16 protein-coding genes and 3 pseudogenes are annotated in these 20,078 nt (G+C 65.3%); 12 read left to right on the forward strand and 7 right to left on the reverse strand.

Annotation, left to right across the window (positions count from 1 at the left end; all coding sequences use genetic code 11):
- Positions 1-259 precede the first annotated feature (259 nt).
- The 3 genes from ACVPT3_RS00485 to ACVPT3_RS00495 all read left to right on the forward strand — a co-directional run bounded on the left by ACVPT3_RS00485 (position 260) and on the right by ACVPT3_RS00495 (position 4,950).
- A complete protein-coding gene (locus tag ACVPT3_RS00485; protein ID WP_492042285.1) occupies positions 260-3,082 on the forward strand; it encodes an SEL1-like repeat protein in 2,823 nt (940 codons plus the stop codon).
- Positions 3,083-3,193: 111 nt separating this feature from the next.
- Positions 3,194-4,117 (forward strand): sulfite exporter TauE/SafE family protein, encoded by a 924-nt coding sequence (locus tag ACVPT3_RS00490; protein WP_492042286.1) that lies wholly within the window; start codon positions 3,194-3,196, stop codon positions 4,115-4,117.
- Positions 4,117-4,950 carry a TIGR02186 family protein gene (locus ACVPT3_RS00495; RefSeq protein WP_492042287.1) on the forward strand — a complete coding sequence of 278 codons (834 nt, stop codon included), beginning with the start codon at positions 4,117-4,119 and terminating at the stop codon, positions 4,948-4,950. Before ACVPT3_RS00490 ends, ACVPT3_RS00495 begins: the two co-directional genes overlap by 1 nt.
- Here ACVPT3_RS00495 and gluQRS read toward each other — a convergent pair.
- A complete protein-coding gene (gene gluQRS / locus ACVPT3_RS00500) occupies positions 4,934-5,794 on the reverse strand; it encodes a tRNA glutamyl-Q(34) synthetase GluQRS (RefSeq protein ID WP_492042288.1) in 861 nt (286 codons plus the stop codon). The genes ACVPT3_RS00495 and gluQRS overlap by 17 nt on opposite strands.
- 136 nt (positions 5,795-5,930) lie before the next feature.
- Between gluQRS and ACVPT3_RS00505 the strand changes: the two genes are divergently transcribed.
- The 7 genes and pseudogenes from ACVPT3_RS00505 to ACVPT3_RS00535 all read left to right on the forward strand — a co-directional run.
- Positions 5,931-6,587, forward strand: a complete 657-nt coding sequence (locus tag ACVPT3_RS00505; RefSeq protein WP_492042289.1) for a DNA-3-methyladenine glycosylase family protein — start codon at positions 5,931-5,933, stop codon at positions 6,585-6,587.
- A complete protein-coding gene (locus ACVPT3_RS00510) occupies positions 6,584-7,234 on the forward strand; it encodes a trimeric intracellular cation channel family protein (RefSeq protein WP_492042290.1) in 651 nt (216 codons plus the stop codon). Before ACVPT3_RS00505 ends, ACVPT3_RS00510 begins: the two co-directional genes overlap by 4 nt.
- A gap of 131 nt (positions 7,235-7,365) precedes the next feature.
- The gene (locus ACVPT3_RS00515; protein WP_492042291.1) at positions 7,366-7,926 is read left to right on the forward strand and encodes an HNH endonuclease; all 561 of its coding nucleotides are present in this window, start codon (positions 7,366-7,368) and stop codon (positions 7,924-7,926) included.
- 76 nt (positions 7,927-8,002) lie between these two features.
- The gene (locus tag ACVPT3_RS00520; protein ID WP_492042292.1) at positions 8,003-9,331 is read left to right on the forward strand and encodes a tyrosine-type recombinase/integrase; all 1,329 of its coding nucleotides are present in this window, start codon (positions 8,003-8,005) and stop codon (positions 9,329-9,331) included.
- Positions 9,332-9,406: 75 nt separating this feature from the next.
- Entirely contained in the window at positions 9,407-9,688 is a 282-nt protein-coding gene (locus ACVPT3_RS00525) for a type II toxin-antitoxin system RelE/ParE family toxin (RefSeq protein WP_492042293.1), read from the forward strand.
- Between the two features lie 59 nt (positions 9,689-9,747).
- Positions 9,748-10,068, forward strand: a complete 321-nt coding sequence (locus ACVPT3_RS00530; protein ID WP_492042294.1) for a HigA family addiction module antitoxin — start codon at positions 9,748-9,750, stop codon at positions 10,066-10,068.
- A gap of 221 nt (positions 10,069-10,289) precedes the next feature.
- Positions 10,290-10,733: pseudogene (locus ACVPT3_RS00535) on the forward strand (integrase core domain-containing protein); the annotation flags it as partial.
- Positions 10,734-12,390: 1,657 nt separating this feature from the next.
- Here the strand turns inward: ACVPT3_RS00535 and ACVPT3_RS00540 are convergent.
- Both ACVPT3_RS00540 and ACVPT3_RS00545 read right to left on the reverse strand, forming a co-directional pair.
- Positions 12,391-12,635 (reverse strand): annotated as a pseudogene (locus ACVPT3_RS00540) (integrase core domain-containing protein); the annotation flags it as partial.
- Positions 12,607-13,038: a hypothetical protein gene (locus ACVPT3_RS00545; RefSeq protein WP_492042295.1), complete on the reverse strand. Its 432-nt coding sequence runs from the start codon at positions 13,036-13,038 to the stop codon at positions 12,607-12,609. The pseudogene ACVPT3_RS00540 and the gene ACVPT3_RS00545, both read right to left, overlap by 29 nt.
- A gap of 485 nt (positions 13,039-13,523) precedes the next feature.
- Between ACVPT3_RS00545 and ACVPT3_RS00550 the strand changes: the two genes are divergently transcribed.
- Together ACVPT3_RS00550 and ACVPT3_RS00555 are read left to right on the forward strand one after the other, a co-directional pair.
- A complete protein-coding gene (locus tag ACVPT3_RS00550) occupies positions 13,524-13,739 on the forward strand; it encodes a hypothetical protein (RefSeq protein ID WP_492042296.1) in 216 nt (71 codons plus the stop codon).
- Complete coding sequence (locus ACVPT3_RS00555; RefSeq protein WP_492042297.1) at positions 13,740-14,063, forward strand: hypothetical protein; 324 nt, start codon at positions 13,740-13,742, stop codon at positions 14,061-14,063.
- A 142-nt stretch (positions 14,064-14,205) separates the two neighbouring features.
- Here the strand turns inward: ACVPT3_RS00555 and ACVPT3_RS00560 are convergent, their stop codons facing one another.
- The 4 genes and pseudogenes from ACVPT3_RS00560 to ACVPT3_RS00575 form a co-directional block, all read right to left on the reverse strand.
- Positions 14,206-16,992 (reverse strand): CHAT domain-containing protein, encoded by a 2,787-nt coding sequence (locus ACVPT3_RS00560; RefSeq protein ID WP_492042298.1) that lies wholly within the window; start codon positions 16,990-16,992, stop codon positions 14,206-14,208.
- A complete protein-coding gene (locus ACVPT3_RS00565) occupies positions 16,989-17,855 on the reverse strand; it encodes a hypothetical protein (RefSeq protein ID WP_492042299.1) in 867 nt (288 codons plus the stop codon). The genes ACVPT3_RS00560 and ACVPT3_RS00565 overlap by 4 nt, the downstream gene beginning before the upstream one ends.
- Positions 17,852-19,138, reverse strand: a complete 1,287-nt coding sequence (locus ACVPT3_RS00570) for a CHASE2 domain-containing protein (RefSeq protein WP_492042300.1) — start codon at positions 19,136-19,138, stop codon at positions 17,852-17,854. The genes ACVPT3_RS00565 and ACVPT3_RS00570 overlap by 4 nt, the downstream gene beginning before the upstream one ends.
- A gap of 249 nt (positions 19,139-19,387) precedes the next feature.
- Positions 19,388-19,973 (reverse strand): annotated as a pseudogene (locus tag ACVPT3_RS00575) (IS5 family transposase); the annotation flags it as partial.
- Positions 19,974-20,078: the final 105 nt, after the last annotated feature.

Genomic DNA, 20,078 nt, shown 5'->3' on the forward strand with positions numbered 1-20,078 from the left:
GCGCAGCGGGGGCAGGGACGCAAGCCGAACAGGTTACCAGGGTCTTAATCTTAATCCACCATTAACCACGTCGCGCCCAAAATCCTCCCATCCGACGAGATGTCCACAGGCTGACGAGTCGGCGCAACATCTTGCGGTTAACCATGCGTTTACACCCTCGATATTGGCGTTATAGCCTGCATCCCATGGGTCGGGAGCCGAATCAGTGAGCGCAGCGGCGCCTTGGAGCGTTAAGGGTATTGATCCGAAGGCCCGCGAGGTGGCCAAGGATCTTGCACGCCGCTCGGGCATGACTCTGGGCGAATGGCTGAACTCCATGATCATGGAGGACGAGGACGAGGGTTACGCCACCCTGCCGCGTCGTCCGTCCGTCTCCGACAGTTTCGAGCGTCGCGGTCGCAGCCGGCGTCTCGACGACGCCTATGACGCCGGCGACGAGGGCTGGCAGCGGATCAGCGCCTCGATCGACGCCATCGCCGCCCGGCTGGAAGCCGCCGAGCGTCGTTCGACCGTCGCCATCCAGGGCGTGGACCAGGCCGTGTCCGGCCTGGTGCGCCGCCTCGACGGCCAGGACGCCCAGACCAAGGGCCAGGCCCGCCGTATCGACGACATCGCCGAGGAGCTGCGCGAGGGCCACCGCCGCCTGCGCGCCTTCGAGCGCGACACCGGTCCCCAGGTCCAGGAGAGTTTCGGCAAGGTCGAGCAAACCCTCGGCGCCCTGGCCGGCCGTCTGTACGACATGGAGGAGCGTCAGCGCTCCGGCGTGTCCGAGCTGCGGCAAAGGATGGAGGCGGTCGAGAAGGCCGCCGGCCCCGGGGTCGGCACGGACCTGCTGGCCCAGGTCGGCGCGCGTCTGGATCAGGCGCAGAGCCGCACCACTGAGGCGCTGAAGACGCTCGAGCGTTCGTTCGCCGAACTGGATCAGCGGCTGCGCGCCGCCGAGGGGCGCGTCGAGCCCGAGGGCGTGCGCGACTCCGCCCGCTTCGAGAAACTGGCCGAGACCCTGTCGCGCCAGATCGAGAACAACCGCGCCGAGATGATGCAACGTCTCGACGCCGCCGAGACCGGAGCGCGCATCGACCGGATCGAACAGGCGGTTCGCAGCGTTGGCGACCAGTTGAACGCGTCCGAGATCAAGGGGGCGCAGGGGCTGGAGGCCATGGGCCGCGAGGTCCTGAAGATCGCCCAGAACCTGAACGCCCGGGTGCAGACCGTCGAGCACGAGGCCGCCGGCCGCGCCGAAGCGGTCACCCGCAGCGTCTCGGAGGCGGTCGGGCGCAAGGTCGAGGCCGACCTGTCGCGTCACGTCGCCCGCGTGGACCAGGAGTTCGCCCGCCACGTCGATCGGGTCGACCAGCGCCTGACCGCCAGCGATGATCGCCACGCCCTGGCGCTCGAGAAGCTGGGCGGCGAGATCACCCGTATCTCCGACCAGCTCAGCGACCGGATCGCCCAGTCCGAGCGCCGCTCGCAGCAGGCGCTGGACGACATCGCCCGCCGCCTGTCCGAAAGCTCCGAGAAGATCGAGCAGCGCTATGACCGCGCCTCGGGCGAGCTGGCCGAACGGATGCGGATGAGCGAGGAGCGCACCGCGCGCCTGCTGGCCGAGGCGCGGGGCAGTATCGAGACGCGCAAGCCCTCTGAAGCTCGTGATGACCGTTCGCTGGACATTCCAGACATCGAACGGCCTGAACCGGCGCATCGCGCCGTCCCCGAGCGCATCGGGTCGGCCGGCGTCTCCGCGCCCATCGAGGCCGACTGGCGCGCCGGGGCCTTCCCTGAGGACTCGTTCCCCAACGACTCCTTCGACGAGACTGACGACTGGTCGACAGACCCGGCGTCGACCGATGCGGCCTCAGCCACGCCCTTCCCGTCCTCGCCGTCGAAGTCGGTCTTGGCCGATCCGGTGGAGCCCGAGCGCGAGCCCCTGGCGGTCGAACCGGCCGAGCGCGAGCCCGTGATCCAGCCTTTCGGCGGTTTCGGCGGCGCCGACGTCGCGGACGCGCTGGAGGCTACTGCCGCCCCAACCGGCTTCTCGACCCGGTCGTCGCCCCGAACCGCCCCTGAGACTTCGGGCTCGGCCGAGGGCGACGACGCCTTCGAGGACGAGACGGAATTCGTCGATCCCCGCCGCCTGCGCGCCAGCATGGGCGCCGCCGCTGCAGCCGGTCGCGCGGCCTCGACGCGCAACACCATCGACGCCGCCCGGGCGGTCATGACCACCCAGGCCGCGCCGGAGGCGGCGCCCCGCCAGGGCTTCGGCCTGATGCCGAAGCGGGGGGGCAAGTCCAAGCTGCAGGAGCGGCTGGACAAGCAGGCGGCCAAGGACGGCTCTACGGTCAAGAAGGCCATTCTGGCCTCGGTCACGGCCGTAGCCCTGACCGGCGGGGCCTACGCCTCCCTGACGTTGGCGGACGGTTCGGGTCTGCCCGAGATCGACCTGCCGGGTCTGTCCGGCCTGACCGCGACGCGGGCCCAGGCCGACCCTGCGCCGCTCGCCATGGCGGTCACCCCCGCCGACGCCGTGCCGACGACGGACGCCGGAGCCGAGGCGTTCGAGCGCGCCATGGCGCGGATCGACGGCGGCGACATGGAAGGGGTCGACGACCTGAAACGCGCCGCCAATCTGGGCTATGGCCCGGCCCAGACCCGCCTCGGGCAGCTCTATCTGACCGGCGCGGACGGGGTCGCGGCGAATCCGGTCGAAAGCCGTCAATGGGGACGCCGCGCGGCCGAATCGGGCGATCCCGGCGGGATGCACCTGTACGGGATGCAACTGTACGAAGGCGACGGCGGAGCGGTGAATCAGGCCGAAGGCCTGATCTGGCTGCTCAGGGCAGCCGAACGCGGACTGACCGACAGCCAGTACAATGTCGCCCGGATCTACGAGACCGGCGCCCAGGGCGTGGCGAAGAATCCGACCGAAGCCCTGAAATGGTACATGATCGCGGCGCGCGGCGGCGACAGCGAGGCCCAGTCGGCCGTCACCCGTCTTCGCCCCGCCGCCAGCGCCACCGCCCAGCGAGCGGCGCGCACCGCCGCCGACGCCTTTACCGCGCAACAGGCGCAGGCGCGCGGCTAGACCGCGAGCCAAACCTTTGCGTGCATGGGTGGCGGCGCGCCGTCCTCGCCGCTAAAGAACACCCGTCGCCTTCCGGCGCCTCCCTTTCCGCTCCAGCCGAAGGCGTGTCCTTTGGACATCTATCTGCCGATCGCCGAGGTTTCGGTGAACTGGCCGACCCTGGTGATCCTGGGGGCGGTGGTCGGGTTCGTGTCCGGCCTGTTCGGCATCGGCGGCGGCTTCCTGATGGCCCCGATCCTGGTCTTCCTGGGCATTCCCCCTACCGTCGCCGTGGCCAGCCAGGCCAGCCACGTCGTCGCCTCGTCGACCTCGGGCGTGATCCGCTACGCCGGTCAGGGGGCGGTGGACTTCCGGATGGGCGCCGTGATGGCGGCCGGGGGAGCCGTGGGCGCCCTGGCGGGGGTCGAACTGTTCCGCTACCTGCGGCTTCTAGGCCAGGCCGACCTTGTCGTGGCCCTGTCCTATCTGATCTTCCTAGGCGTGATCGGCGCCCTGATGCTGAACGAGAGCCTGACCGAAATCCTGCGCCGCCGCCGCGGCGTGACCGCGCCGCGCAAGGAGCGACGGCGGCCGATGTGGCTCTACGGCCTGCCGCTGAAGATGAAATTCCCCAAGTCGGGCCTTTATATCAGCGCCCTTCCGCCCTTCGGCCTGGGCGTGTTCGCCGGGATCCTGTCGGCCATCATGGGGGTGGGCGGCGGCTTCATCCTGGTGCCGGCCATGCTCTATGTCCTGCGAATGCGGGCCGGGGCGGTGGTCGGCACCAGCCTGTTCCAGATCATCATCACCACCGCCATCACCACAGTGCTCCAGGCCGGTCGCAATCAGACGGTCGACATCGTCCTGTCCACCATCCTGCTTCTGGGCGGGGTGGTCGGGGCCCAGATCGGCGCACGCTTCGCTGGCCGGTTCAGGGCCGAGGAGTTGCGGGCGGTCCTGGGCCTGATCGTGCTTCTGGTCGGAATACAGATGGGGCTGGACCTGTTCGTGCGGCCCAGCGACATCTTCCTGCTCGCGCCGGGGGTTTCGGACTGATGCAGGCGCTCCCTCCGCCCCCGCCCGCGCCCCCGCCCGCGCCCCCGCCCGCGATCGTGATCCCGGCGCCGGATCGCTCGGAAGCGACGACGGGCGACCTGCGTGTCGCGGCCGCCCTGACCAACGCCCAGGTCCATGTCGATTCCAGCTTCACCGGCGCCTCCATCGTCCTGTATGGCGCGGTCTTCAATCCGACGCCCGACCCGGCCGACGTGGTGGTGGTGGTGCGCGGCCCCGACGCCCCGGTCCGCCTGGTCAAGAAAACGCGCAACATGGGCGTCTGGCTGAACAGCCGCCCCGTCCTGTTCGAGGGGGCGCCCGGCTTCTATATGACGGCCTCGACCCGCCCCCTGTCGGACATCGCCGACTTCGGCCAGTTGCGACGGCTCGGCGTCGGCGTCGATCACCTGCGGATCGACGCGCCCGAGGAAAGCCGCACGGTCACCCGGTACGGCGTCCGCGACGTGGTGGTCAGCCGCCTGGGCGACGACTATCTGGACTGGCGCCGGGCCGTGATCCGGCTGAAGGAGGCTGCGGCCCTGTATGACACCGATCCCGACGGGGTCGAGTTCGTGGATCGGGGCCTGTTCCGCGCCGAGGTCAAGCTGCCGACTGTGGCCCCGACCGGAAAATACTATGCCGAGGTCTGGCTGTTCCAGGACGGCGAGCCGCGGTCGGTGTCCAACCTGACCCTGACGGTCGAGAAGGTCGGGATCGAGCGCGACATCTATGAGTTCGCCCACCGTCGGCCCTGGCTCTACGGCCTGCTGTGCGTCGTGCTGGCGGCCCTGACCGGCTATGGCGCCTCGCGGATCTTCAGTCGGCGGAGCTGAAGCCGAGTTCGGCGCGCAAGGCTTGAGCGGTCAGCCCCCCGGCGCGCAGTTCGGCCAGGGTCACGGACCTGTCCCGTTTGGCGTAGCGCCGCCCGTCGGGCCCCGTCAGCAGCCGATGGTGGCGATAGACGGGGGCGGGCCAGCCCATCAGGGTCTGGATCAGCCGCTGGACATGGGTCGCCTCGAACAGGTCTTCGCCCCGGATCACGTGATCGATTCCCTGCAGGGTGTCGTCATGGGCGACGGCGAGATGATAGGCGACCCCCGCGTCCTTGCGCGCCAGGACCACGTCCCCGGCCGCCTCGGCCCGGACCGGAAGAACGCCGGTCTCGCCTGCCGGACCGGCGCCTTCCTCGACGAAGCTGAGCCCGGTCCAGACGTCTTCGCCCAGCTGGGCGCGCGCCCGATCAAGGGACAGGCGCCAGGCGAAGGGGCGGTTTTCGGCCAGCAATCGCGCCTCTTCTTCCCGTGAATGGGGACCGGGTCGAACCGTCTCCATTGCGCCGTGGGGCGCATCGCCGATGCCGGCGAGCACCTCCTTGCGCGTTCGGAAACAACGGTAGATCAGGCCGCGCGCGTCCAGATCGCCGATGACCGCCGCATAGTCCGACAGGTGCTCGGACTGCCGCCGCACCGGGGTCTCCCAGTCCAGGCCCAGCCAGGCCAGGTCTTCCAGAATGGCGGCCTCGTGTTCGGGGCGGCAGCGGACGGGGTCTATGTCCTCGATCCGCAGCACGAACCGTCCGCCCGCGCGCCTCGCCGCCGTCCAGGCGGTCAGGGCCGAGAAGGCGTGGCCGCGATGCAGACGGCCGGTGGGCGAGGGGGCGAAACGGGTGGCGAACATCCGCCCGATCCTAGAGGCTGATCGGACGGGGGGGAATTCGTCTCGCGACGTCTCGGCATCGTGATTGTCGGCGGTTTTCGGACCCGAACGAAACCCCGCTCTTTCCGAGGCTGCGCCGGAGCCGTAAGCAGGAGGAATGCCTGTCGCGCCGACATCCGAGCAGATCGCCGCCGCGCGCCTGGCCTTGGCCGAGGCCGACCCCGCCCTGTCGCGGGCCCACGCCCAGACGCCGGCGTTCGAATGGCGTCTCCGGCCCGGCGGTTATGAGGGCCTGTTCCGGATGATCGTGGAGCAGCAGGTGTCGGTCGCAGCCGCCGCCTCCATCTGGGCGCGGACGATCGAGGGCCTGGGCGGGACGGTGACCGCTGAGGCGGTGCTGGATCACGACATCGACGCCCTGCGCGCCTTCGGCCTTTCGGGCCAGAAGGCCAGATACGGACGCGAGATCGCCCTGGCCCAGGTCGAGGGGCGTATCGACCTGGACCATATGCAGACCCTCTCGGACGAGGAGGCGATCGTCGCCCTGACCGCCATCAAGGGCGTCGGCAAATGGACCGCCGAGACCTATCTGATGTTCTGCGAAGGGCGTCTGAACGTCTTTCCCGGCGGAGATGTCGCCCTGCAGGAGGCGATGCGCTGGGCCGATCGCGCCGAACTGAGGCCGAACGAGAAACAGGCCTATGCGCGCGCCGAAATCTGGCGGCCGCATCGCGGGGTGGCGGCGCATCTGCTGTGGGGATGGTACGGGGGCGTGCGACGCGGCGAGATCGCCCTCGAGGACTTCAGTCTATGACCCCCATTGATCCCGCCCTGGCCGAGCCGCTGCGCCATCCGGAGACCGTGCTGGTGGCGCTCGACTTCGCCGGCGTCGCGGTCTTCGCCGCCACGGGCGCCCTGGCGGCGGCGCGCGAGAAGCATGACGTCATCACCTTCGCCTTCTTCGCCGCCATCACCGGCGTCGGGGGGGGGACGCTTCGCGACCTGCTGCTGGGTCTGCCGGTCTTCTGGGTCCAGGACTGGCGCTATATGGCCGTCTGCCTGCTGACGGCGGTGGCCGTCTGGCTGACGGGCGCCCGAGAATGGCGTTTTCGCGCCCTGCTGTGGCTCGATGCCATCGGGCTCGGGGCCTATGGGGTGATGGGCGCAGCCAAGGCCGAGGCGGCCGGGGCGCATCCCCTCATCTGCATCGTCATGGGGACCCTGACCGCCTGTTTCGGCGGCGTGGTGCGCGACACCCTGGCGGGGCAGCCGTCGATCCTGCTGCGGCGCGAGATCAACGTCTCGGCGGCCATATTGGCGGCGACCCTCTATATCGTGCTGCGGATCCCCGAGGCGCCGATCTGGCCGGCCGCCGCCGTCGCGGCCGTCGCCGGTTTCATGCTGCGCGCCGGCGCCCTGCGCTGGGGTTGGACCCTGCCGGGTTTTCCCGAGCGAAATTGAACCGGTTCCGTCGTCGGTTCGTCATGGCGGCGTCTTCGAATCGGGGGTAGGTTTAGGGGTCTGGACTAGGGAAGGAGACGCGTCTTCAATCCTGTCGCCTCAATAACCCCCGCCGCGAGCGAGAGGGCCTGATGCAGGTCCTTCACCGACCGCCGTCGGGTTTTCCCGCGCTTGTCCTGAATGCGGACTTCCGGCCGCTGTCCTATTATCCCCTGTCGCTCTGGCCGTGGGAGGAGGCGGTCAAGGCGGTCTATCAGGACCGGGTGGACGTGGTGTCGCTGTATGACAAGGTGGTCCGCTCTCCGTCGATGGAGATGCAACTGCCCAGCGTCATCGCGCTGAAGACCTATGTCGATCAGGATCGCAGCCCCGCCTTCACCCGCTTCAACGTCTTCCTGCGCGACGGCTTCGCCTGCCAGTACTGCGGGGAATCGACCGAACTGACCTTCGATCATGTCATCCCGCGTTCGCACGGCGGCCGGACGACCTGGGAGAATATCGTCGCCGCCTGCGGGCCCTGCAATCTGACCAAGGGCGGCCGCACCCCGCGCCAGGCCATGATGCCGATCCGCCGCGAACCCTATCGCCCGAACGCCTGGCAGCTTCAGGAGGCGGGCCGGCGGTTCCCGCCGCATTATCTGCACCAGAGTTGGCTCGACTACCTGTACTGGGACATCGAGCTGGAACCCTAGGGTTTCCCGATGTTTCCCGTTGATGCCCAAGTGCCTGTTTTGATGGCGTAAACTGGGCAAAGGGCGATTGCCCGGGATGACCGCTTTATCCTCCGATTTGCTCCCAAGTGGTGACCATGTGGTCACCAAAATGGGCGTTCAAAACCCGCTGTGGCGGGACGGAGGCGAAATGTCTGGTGACCATACGGTGACCACGAAATTGATCAAACGGGCCGTAGATGCCCTGGTGGTGGGCCCAGAGCGGTATTTTGCGTGGGATATCGAGTTGAAAGGGTTCGGCGTTCGGGTCACCCCGGAGGGTCGAAAAACCTACATCGTGAGATACCGCACGATCGGCGGCGCAAAGCGCATGCTTACGCTGGCGACCCATGGCGTTCTGACGACGGAGGAGGCGCGCGAGGAGGCGCGCAAGGCTCTTGCGCGGGCGGCCATGGGCGGTGATCCGCAGGGCGCGAAGGCCGAGCGGCGCGCGGAGATGACGGTCCGGGAGCTGTGCGAGCTCTATATGGCCGAGGGCACGGCGACCAAGAAGGCGACGACGCTCCACATCGACCGAATACGGATCAAGCGGCACATCAATCCCCGGATCGGGAACATGAAGGTCACCGATGTCGCGCGAAGCGATATCCAGCGCCTGATGATCGACGTGGGCAACGGCAATATCCGCAAGGACGCGACGCCTCATACGCGGGGCGGCAAGGGCGCCGCCGCGCGAACGGTCGGACTGTTGGGCGGCATCTTCAACTTCGCGGTCGAGTATGGCTTCATCGCGCAGAGCCCCGTTCGAGGCGTGAAACGCTATCGGGACAATCGAAGGGATCGCTTCCTGTCGCCGGCCGAACTCGGGCGTTTGGGGGATGTCCTCTCCGAGCTGGAAAAGGACGGCGGCGACCCTCGGCATATCGCGATCTTGCGGCTGCTGGCGCTGACCGGTGCGCGCAAGAACGAGATCGCGCGTCTGAGATGGTCGGAGCTGGATCTGGAGCGCGGCCTGCTCCGCCTTCGGGATTCGAAGACCGGGCCCAAGATCATTCGGCTCGGGATTGCCGCCCTGGAACTGGTCGCGGCGCTCAAGCCTAACGGGAGCGTCTATCTGTTTCCCGACCGTCGTCGGCCGGATCAGCCGGTCGCCAATCTGGACTGGGCCTGGGTCTGTATTCGCAAAAAGGCGGGGCTCGACGATGTCCGCATCCACGATCTGCGCCACAGCTTCGCGAGCGCGGGTCTGGCGTCCGGGGAGGGTTTGCCCTTGATCGGCAAGCTGCTTGGGCATGCCCATGTCGTGACCACCAGCCGATACGCCCACCTGGCCGACGACCCGATCCGTGCGGCCGCCGACCGCATCAGTCGGAATGTCGCTGAGGCGCTGCTGCGACGACCCGCCGAGGGCGCGGATCATGTGTAGTGCCAAACGCTACAAAATGATTGCAGGGCGTAGCGTTTGGCGCTACATGGTCGCCAGCGTCAATGGACGTGGAGGATGATTCAGTCGTTCAAAGATCGCCATACTGAGGCGGTGTTTCTGGGGGCGAGCCCGAAAGGCTTTCCGGCCGACCTCTTGAGGCGCGCGCGGCGAAAGCTCCAGGTGCTGGATGCGGCGACAGACGTGACCGACCTCAGAGATCCGCCGGGAAACCGGCTCCACCAGCTGACCGACAATCGTGAAGGGCAGTGGTCGATCAGCGTGAACGACCAATTCCGGATTTGCTTCGTTTGGGGCGCATCCGGTCCGCAAAACGTGGAGTTCGTCGACTACCACTGAGACCAACCGGGAGGTCAGGGCCTCTCATTCACCCCGCCGGCGAGAGCCTGGAGACCGTCATGACCGTTCGTGACTATACGACCTTCGCCACGCCTCTGGCCCATCCGGGGGAGATTCTGCGGGAAGACTATCTGCCGGCCTACAAGCTCTCGGCGGGAGGCCTGGCGCGCGCCATGGGGCTCAAGGATCGCAGCCGGATCGAACAGCTCGTTCGGGAGCAGCGGGCCGTGACGGCCGACACGGCGCTGCGGCTGGCGAAGGTCTTCGGGACCTCACCGGAGTTCTGGATGAATCTGCAGGCGCAGCATGATCTGTCGCGCGATGCGATCGCTAATCGCGAGGCTCTTGAACGTATCGAGCCGCTTCGTGCAGTTGGGTAGCTCTGTCGGTCTTCGATCTTGGGATTCGCGGTCTCGAAGATCGAATGGAGCACAACCGTGCCATCGGAAAGATGCGCTCGCTTGCACTGTAGACAAGCGACCGTATGTTCGACACTTCTGGCCTCGTAGCCATTTCCGCCTTGCTTACCCGACCATCGGCCAGGCATCCCTTGGGCTAAGATCAGAAGACCTGTCCGCTCGATTTGAACCGGAGACAGCGCTCGATCGGCGGCCGACGCATGGCGCGCGAGCTGGATGCGCTGATCGCCCGGCGTGGCAAGCCGGCGCTGATCGTCAGCGACAATGGCACGGAGATGACATCACGGGCGATGCTGGAATGTGCCAACCGGACCGGAGTCGGCTGGCACTACATCGATCCCAGCAAGCTCCAGTAGAACGGCTTCGTCGAAAGCTTCAACGGCAAGTTCCGGGACGAGTGCCTGAACGAGGAGGTGTTCACGACCCTGGCGGAAGCCCGGACCGTGATCGACCGGTGGCGGCACGACTACAACTACGTCCGACCGCACTCCGCCCATGGTGGCCTCGCGCCGGAGACCGTGCGGCTGAACCACGCGGCCGGTCTGCGCGACGTGAATAGCTGCGCCGCCCGGCCGCTCCCACCGGAGCCCAAGATCAGCTATGAAGCCTGTGGACTCCCATTATGATCGCTGGGCCAGCGGGGGCAGGTCAATTGGGTTTTGATCCTAGAAATTGACAACGTTGTATTCGACCATTTCTGATCTTGATAGACACCTAACTCCAGCAGCAGGCTGCTGATACATGATTTCACTTAATAGCCGACGAGAAACGCCCATTTGAATAAGAAAATTGTTTTGCTCAGTCGCAAGCAAGGCGGATGACTCCTCATAGTTCGCCAGTCTATCTCTGAGACCCGCTAGGCCGCGCTCGCGGATTGCCGTCGCCGTTCGACCGGACTCGATATCGGATTGAGTCCTAGTGAACATATGAACCGCGTATTGTCCTCCCGATTCAATACTTCTTATAGGGCCGCCCAGGAAAGCAAAATTGCACGCGCTAACACACCAATACCCGGACGGCACACGGGTAGGCAGCCCCCATCGACGTATTATAGTTCCCATTCGAGTGCCTTCTACGGCCACGCCGCCGGGAGAGTTAAACCATATTTCGTCAATAGGCATATTAAGTCTTATGAACGCGTCCAATCGTGAAGACGCAGTCGCATCGATACCGCCCTCAACAAACAAGATCTTTTGACCGCCCACGTAGTTGATTCTATACTCTGTTCTGTCAGTTTCAGGAAACTGATTCTCAGGCAAATTAGGACAGTTTGGCCATGACTGGGCAATTACCGCCCCCCGACTTAGGAGACAAAAGAATATCGCTAAAAGAATACTTCTGATCATGCCTGCTGACGGACCCAGCGACGGTCACTGCTCAAGCAGTAAATCTGCGCTTCGCTTACTTCTTCTCCATCGGAAATTGCGACAGTGGTGACGGCCCTACACCTCAACCCATCGGCGTTTACGCGTTCGCCCGTCACAGCACTACTGCCCGAGACCCCAGGTCGATCGGTGCTGGTCCACGTCTCCGTTGACCCCACCCCACCATCCAAAGCGCGTGTAGTAGCCTCAGTAGCAGCCGCTTGTTCCTGGGGGGTGAGCATGCAAGCAATTGACCCGCTAACAAAATTGCGCGCTTGTCGACGGGTAGAGGAAGACAATCCTCTCGAACGTAGTTGGCTATCCGCCCAGTCACCGGCCGCAGAGCCTAACAGGCCGGCTAAACCGCCAGAAGATCGACGCGACCCGCCGCCAGCCTCGTCGCATTGGACTCGGCTTTGAGCCACCGCATTCGAAGAAAATGAGCCCGGGACAACAGCAGCCCCAACCGCCAAATATAAAATGCTGGCTGCGCCGAGGCCGCAGCGAGCCGCAATTTTTCCTATATCAGCCATCACAATTCGCCCCCGCAAGCCAATATGCTACTTTATTGCTAACAGCCTAGCCATCACTTGATCAACCGCGGTTTTGTTATTTGCTGACAAATCTCGTGGCCCTTGCTCCATAGACATCAGGACAACAGCCGGCCAGAAGTGGGCCGAGTTAGGCTCATGCCCCAAGCATGTGAGACGTTGGTCTGATTTCAGGCTCCTGAGGAGTCTGGATATGAAGAAACTGTATGAGCTGCCCCGGTGTCGCGGACATCCGGTTAAGCTGCAGCAGCCAGGCTTTCCACGTCCATCGGTCTGGGATTGACGACGGTCGAGTGGCGGTGCTGTCAGGTTAAATCGGCTGCCCCCCATTGGGTGATCCGGTTTCAATGTTGGTGCATGGGCGTATTTTACGCCATGTTTGGGTTGGGCGAGCGCGCTCCTTCAAGCGCTGGCGTGCTCGTCACGACACGGTGGTCCGCTGCGAAGGAGGACAGCCTCCGGCACCGGCGGTCAGTATTTCAGCGCACTGTGGGGGCGGATGGCGTTGAAGTGACGTCTCCTGGCCTTGATGATCGTCTGGGCTCCGACCAGGCTGAAGAAGATTTCACCGTTAAAGCAGTTCGTCACGAAGCTTGGAGTTGAAGCTCCGGCACTACGCCCTCGCGGTCGAACCCTTCATGGACGCCGTCGAACTTGAAGACGACGGCGGAGTCGAGAGCGCGCTGAATTTCCTTCGGGGCGTCGGGCGGACTGGGGACAGCCGATTTGGTGATCAATGGTCTCGCGGCGCGATCGTATGCATGCCTGACGATGTCGCCACGCTCGTGCGCGCAGAATGCGTTCGCCTTTCTGTCGCCCTTGAGCGTATCGGCGCTGCCGGAGCCGAAACGGCGGACTGGATTGCGGCTGCGAAATGCGACTCCTTGCCTGAAGTCAGGGATGCCCTGGCCGCCGAGCTCCGCAAATCGAAGGGCGCGCCGGACCAGAAACCAGAGGCCGGATAACCGGCTTCCCCGCTGTCTTCTTGGCCCACCGACCAAAAGGGCGAGTTTCATCGCGACCGGCTCCCAAGTAGCTCGACGGCTCTGTTCGCGCCGAAAAATGACGCTTCAATCTGCCCATCCTACGAGCGTGGAATAGTTCTCAGAATCATCCACGGCGGCGCGCCATATTTTCAAACACTTGCTGTCGTTGCTCCGGTTAGGCTGGGGCTCTGGGACCCGCATGGGACCCAAGATGCAGAAAATCCAATCTATCATAAGCAATAATCAGGGCATATCCGTGCCGCGTTGAGGCGGTCCTCGAGTGCCAATCGGCTAGCTGCCGATGGTGCAAGGGCGGCGGCTAGAGAGGCCTCATTGCTTCGATCGCCGTCAGTGACACCCTCCGATATCGCGCGAAGAGGTGGACTGCATGGGTGTAAGCCACCTCCCACTCTCCCTGGGGGTATCCACAAACAGTCTATATGTTCTTGTTGTGTTCCGATCCGCTCGGAGTAAAAGTGCGGTCTCTGGGTTGGTTGGCGCTGCCGGAGATTGAGATGTCAGAGCCGCTGTCTGCTGCCGAGCTCGATGAACTTGCCAGAGATTTGCCAAACCCCAGCCTGCCGCTGACGTTGGCAGCCGGATCGAACGTCACCTATCCACCGCCGGCCGAGAACGCCCGTCTGGTTGCCCAGGCGCTGGCGCTGGGTGTCGGCCGTTTCCGGGTATCAGAGCACGATCACCGCCTGGCCCTGGAGCGCGAGCGGCGATGAATGGGTTACTTCAAGCCCGAGAACCGGACCCTGGGGCCCCACCTCAGCGTCTCCCGTCACATGACCGTGAGCCAGCTACGGCGCGACCGCTGGGTCATCAGCGCCCGCTGCCCGCGCTGTCATCGGGACTGCTGGGTCGATCTGGACACCGTCGCCCGCCTGTCGGTGTCTCTAGTAACGCTGTGGAACCGCTGGGCGCGCTGTCGGCGCTACGGTTGCCCCGGGTTCGAGGAAGACACGGTGATGCTGTTCACCTCACCCTACAGCTCTACCCACTATCACCTGACTCGACAGCCGCCGCGCGCCGTGGTCCCGTCCGGCTGAAGTGAACTGCGCTGCCAACGCTGGGCGCTGATGATGACGACTGAACTATCGAATGTCGTCGGTTGGGGGCTTCTGGGCTTCTGGTCTGCTGACGGCGCGACGCGGGGCCCTGCAATGCTGTGAAGCGCAGGCGCTCCTTGGATCACCCGCCGTCGCCGCTAACCATGAACGGCGCCCAAAACACCGGATGAGAATAGCCGGTCTCGGCGCTCGTCCGGATCAAGTCACGCATGGCGTCTCTCAAGCCGACGGCCCGGGACGCGCCAGAGCCCTGTGCGATGACCGCGGCTTCTACGATGTTTCTGGCGGAGGTGGCTTCGACACGCCATTGAGACACGAGAAGGCTCGTCGCGCCGCCGAGGAAGAACCCTCGCGCCAGGCCTGACAACGGGCGGCCGTTCGGGCGGTCGGCGCCTCCGGTGTCGCAGGCCGCCAGGATGATCCATTGCGCGCCGAACCGGAGATCGACGATGTCGCTGGCGGTCAGCCGGCCGTCGTCCTCAGGATCCGCCTGGCCGGGAGACGGCGTGAAGGCCAGGGCTGGCTCGATATCGCCCTCGCCCGGCAGGCCGTGGGTTGCGAACACCACGATGCGGGCCGTCTCGAAGGCTCCTGCGCGCCCCGCCTCCCGGACCGCTCGCTCGCTCGCGGCCTCTCCTGTGACGACCGTGCCGCCAAACCGGCCGTGGAGGGTCCGCAGGAGCTCACCCATTTCCGGAACTGACGGAAGCGTTCGTACATCGATCGCAGCCCCGGACAAGGAGCCGGAGGGTGAAGGCGGGCCAAGCGTTGGGTCGCCAAATCCAATGAGGGGCGAAGGGTAGTCCGTCGAACGGTCGCGTCCGCGAACCGTCAGCAGCGAGGCGACGTCCGGAAGCATGCTGATGGCGCGCTCAGTCCCTAGCCAACGAGTCCTTCGATAGCGATCCAGGGCGCTTCCCCGGAGCGGAGCCTCTCGCGTCACCAGGACCGAGAAGGGCAGGGATTCGAGCGATCCGTCGGGAACGATAAAGAGGTGATCGACGCCGTTGAGGCGCCGTTCGATCGGAGCGAACACCTTCCCGTAGAGGATGTGAGAAGCGCGCAGATCAAAAGGGGGAAGCGCTTCGCCGTCTCGATACTCCAGCGATCCGCGAAGGCTGGCAGTCGCCGCCCCTGCCTCCGCGGCCGTGATGTCCAGAGGGATGACCTGCGCCGGACCCTGGGATCGGATCAGGATGGCGTTGAGCGAAATGCCTTCTGCGAAGACAACGAGGGCTTCCCGAGCCCTCAGCACGGACTGGATGTCTTGTAGGCGCGCGGGTGTCGGGGCGGACAGGATGCGAAAGTCGGGGATCGCGGCTTCGAGTTCCGCTTCCACTTGGGCGAGCTCCCCGCGCAAGCTCACGATCCGTCCCGGGTCGCTGAACGCCCCGCCGGACGCAGCGGCTTGAGAAAGCTCCGTTGAGGCCGATTGACGACGCGTTAGAAGAGCTGCGGCACCGGGTTGGGTCGCCACCCGGCGCAACGCAGCTTCCTTAAGCGCATGGCCGGCCGCGCTCGATCTTAGCCACTGTGCGGCGATGAACGCCTGAGGCGCGCGCTCGGGCTCATCGGCGGCGATGCCGATCATGCTCTTCAGCGCGTAGCCGTATATCTGCGCAGGGCTGTCGCGCGTGGCCAAGCCTGATGCATTGAGAACTGACTCGTCAGAACGAAGTGTCGTGTCCACCAGGTCAAATAGATCGGCGATCTCTTCGAGGCCTTGGGTCTCACTAACGAAGAGGCCATGCACGATGGCGATCTGGAGTTGCGCGAGCACGGCGCTACCCTGCGCGGCCTCCGAGACTGGCATGACGTCGTGAACCCCCTTGTAGAACCCGCTGAACGCCAAAGCCAAGTCGCGATCATCGTAGGCGGCCGCGATATAGGCTGCGCCCGCGAATGCGCCGATCAGCATGGCTGATGTGTTTGGATCCCTGCGGATGTCCAGGGGCGGCGCGTCGAAGAATGCTCCCGGCTGGATCAGGGCGGACCATTCGTCCTTGAACCCCCGCAGCCTTCTCAAGCTCTCCGCAGGATCGGACGTCGATGTCGCGGAGGCGGCGGCAAGGGTCAGCCGCCCCGCAAGGATCATTCGCCAGAACGGACCGATGACCTCGAGAGCTTCTGGCGGCGCGGACGTGAGCTCGCTGACCAAGGGGCCGGCCGGGTCGAACATATCCGCAGTGTCACGCCTGAACTCCGCGCCCAATCTGTCGGCCCGCTCAAAGTCACCCTCTGAATAGGCTGCAGCGGCTTGGAAATAGGTCTGGATCGTGGAGTCGGGAAAAAGGCCGGCGAGGCTCTCGTAGGACTGGGCGATTCCATTGGAACTCGGCGTCGTCGGCGTAGGCGGCGAGACCGAACTGACACCCTGGCTTTGAAGTTGTCTGAGTGCTCCATCGGCGGCCGTGGCAAGGCCGGAATCGTTCGCCGCCCGCGCATCTGCGGATGCCTTGAGACAGGAATCGATCGCCTTCGCATTCTGTCCCTGACCGGCGAACAGCGCGCACAGCATCAGCCCGCTCCGGGCTCGGATCGTGAGAGCCTCGGGCGTATTCGACTGACCGGCGACTTGGTAGGAAATATCTAGATCGCTCATGGCGTTCGGTAGGTCGCCGCCGATCGCCGACGCGCTGGCCACCATGAAGTACCCCGCCGCGATGCGAACCGCATCGCGGACGCCGGACGCACGGATCGTCTCCAGACGAGCCCGCCATCGCGCCGCGATTTCGAAAGGCATCCCTTCCATCGACCCAAGCGCAGGACTTTCGGTCGGCTCGGTCGCGCTGATCGCCTCTAGGAAGGCATCGTCTTCGGGGCTCAGAGTCTGGGACCAGGCGCGTGGGGCTGCGGCGCAGCCGACGATAACGATCATCAGCGCGACGATCCAGGTAAAGCGTGTCATTCCGTCAGCCTTCCGACTGCGATGATTTCGGCGTCGGCGGTTCGCACCAAGGCGAAGCGATCCGGGACTAGGCGATCAATGTCGGCGAGACGCAGGCGCGCCTCGAAACCCCAGATCTGCGGGTCGGCGAGGCCGATCGTCCGGGCGACGATAACGCCGCGGGCGACAGGCCCCATTCCGGCAGGCTCGGTGAAAACGGGCAGTGTGCTGGCTCCGACGACGGTGAAAGCGCCCTCCGCGGTCGAGCCTTGCGCATCGACGATATCAAGGCGGTAGGATCCAGGAACAAGGCTGACGGGATCATTGCTGCTTGCCGGGGGAGCGCTGAGATCGGACGCACGCCAGACGGGCGTCCCGGACTCGTGGATGACCTCGAGGCGATATGGAGGCGTGCCGCCGCTCCAGGTCATGGTGAGCCGGCGCGAGCCTTCGACTACCTTGGCCCGGCCGGCGCGCAGGCCAGGCGTATCGAGCCGAAGCGCCCCGGGGGACAGGCCGACGCCGTGCCGCGTGGTGTCGAAAATGTCGGTCAAGGCCAGCCCGAACGTCTCGAGAGACCAGAAGCCGCTGCGACCGGCCTCTCGCCTGACCCTGTGGCTTTGGCCGGGCCTCAGCTCAATGACGAGGCCGCTGCCATATTCGATCGCCACCGCGCAGCCGGGGGGCGCTGCGACGGTGTCCCCATCGAATAGCGGCTCGAGCAGCCCGCCGTGAACAATGCGTCCCCGTCGGCTGATGCGGGCGCGGCCGCGCGGCTGCCCGAGATGAATGATCTGGGCCTCCGAGCGCGTCTGCGCACGCGCGAGGCGGGGGAGAAGGATTGCCGCTGTCGCGGCAGCGAGGGCGGTGCGTCGTGTGGTCATGCGCTGGAGGCTCCGCTGGCCGAGAAATGTCTCTCTCGTTGGGCTGCCAGAATGAAGAATATCGACATCAGGTACTGTGGAGCGACGACGGCCAGGACCGCAGAGCCGCTCAGGAGCAACCAGGCCAGCAGGGTCCAGAAACCCGTCACCAGCAACTTGACGCCTTCGTTGGCGAGCTCGCCGTTGAACCCTGGCCAGACAGCCCGAATCCAGAGCCAGAAGCCGAAAGTCGCGGTGGTGACCAGAATCGCAGTCAAGAGGGACTGGACAATCGGGGCGTCACGCACGATCCGACCGACCGACCATTGCTGGATCGCCATCGCCGCGATGGCGACGCCAGGCGAAGGTCCGATCGGCGTCCTCCATTCATCGCGGGACGTGGCACCGGACGAGCCGATCATCACAGGCCTTCCCCCCATGACCCGATGGGTCACATCTCCGGACGAGAGAAAGGCGCTTCCGGCGAGCCGCACGATGGCGGGGTCCTGCCTCCAGGCCTTTCTGAAGTCCACGCGGGTCGAAGCCCGGTCGGCGGCGTAGCGCTCCGTCTCTCCGTTCAAGGTGACCGCCAAGGGGGGATGGCCGGCACCTTCGGCGCAAGAGGCCCTCTCAGAGCGCGAGCGGTCGACGGCATTCAGCCCGTCTCGTCCGTCGTTCAGTATCGCGGCCCCGTAAACGTGCACTCCGGGCAGGACGCCATGGGTCTCACCACGACAAAATGCGGCGGACGGAGCTATGCGCCGAATGACCTGATCAGGCTCTTCGGCGAAGGCGGAAGAGACATAGCGAAGGTTGCGGGAAGGCAGCACTGTGCTGTCGAGAAGGGACGTCGGCAGGGTGCGGCCATCGAACAGCTCACGTACCAGCAGAACGGGCACATTCGCCGCTTCCGCCCGGTCCAGCGCGCCTCTCACCACGTCCAACTCGGCTTCGTCTTGCGACCGGCTAACGTCGATATCGATCACGATGAAACGCGCCCGTTCGATCACCGCTTGGTCGATCGCTCGAACGATCGCCGGCCGCGGCGTTACGAGCGGCCAGCCGGCCCAACGAGACGCTGTTTCATCGAAATCCACGATGACGACTTCCGGAGCCGGCGGCAGCGGACCCAGCGACCGCACGCGCAGGAACAGATCGGTGGTCGCTTCACCGGAGTCGATCTGGCTGAAGAGTGGGCGGTCACGTCCCGCGAGAAACACGAGCTGAAAAGCACAAGCGATCAGGACCGATGCTAGCCAAAAGCGGACAAGCCGACCGGCGGGGCCTAAGTAAAGGGAACGCATGGACAACTCGCCCCTCCCAGTTGCTCCCCACGATCGGGTCGTGCGTATCAGTGTTCTTCATGTGCGGCCTTGAGGTCAAGGCGCTTTTGGCGTCGAGCCCCTGCATCGACGGCTTTTTGTAAACGCGTTCTCGGCGGACCAACATCAGCCCGCTTGGCGTTCGCCTCTGCGCCAATCTCATTGATGTAGCGCTGTTATCGAGTTGGGCTTTGGGTTGAGGCGGGGCACGGCAAAATGGGTCGATTTTTAGCGGCGCTTGTCGTGACGGATCGCCGCGGTCCTGGATTTCCAACCGGGGATGCAGGGGGTGATGTCCTTGGCCTGCAAGGCGTCTCTGAACCTGTCAGCGTCATAGCCCCGGTCGCCCGGCAGCCCTTGCGTCTTGGGCAGGCTGTCCAACAGGGCCGCCGCACCGGTGTAGTCGCTGACCTGGCCTCTGCCGTCATGAAGGGGCTGATCGGGTGCCCATTCGCATCGGTCACGGCGTGCAGCTTGGTGTTCATGCCTCCCCTTGGTGCGCCCGATGAATCGCCCGACACCCCTTTTTACCCAAGCTTGAAGCCGTGCGGTGTGCCTTCAGATAGGTCGTGTCGATCTTCACGCGGTGCGGCGTTCGGCGTTGCCACCGGACAGGTCCTCCATCATCCTGATGAAGGCACCCGCCTCGCTCCAACGCTTCCAGCGATTGTACAGCGTCTTGTCGACCCGTAGACCGCAGCGCGTCACGCCATCGCAAACCGTTGCGATTGACGAAGATGATCCCGCTCAGCACCCGCTGATCATCCACACGAGCCCTGCCGTGGCTCTTGGGGCAGTGCGGTCGCAGCCGCGCCATCTGCTCGTCCGTTAGCCAACAGGGTCGCTCATATCCAGTCTCCTTACAGAGCCTGACTCATATCGAGCGCATCAATGGGGCCTGACCCTAGGTTGAATTCAGCCT

This window comes from Brevundimonas sp. FV1ps31S, from assembly GCF_058681265.1.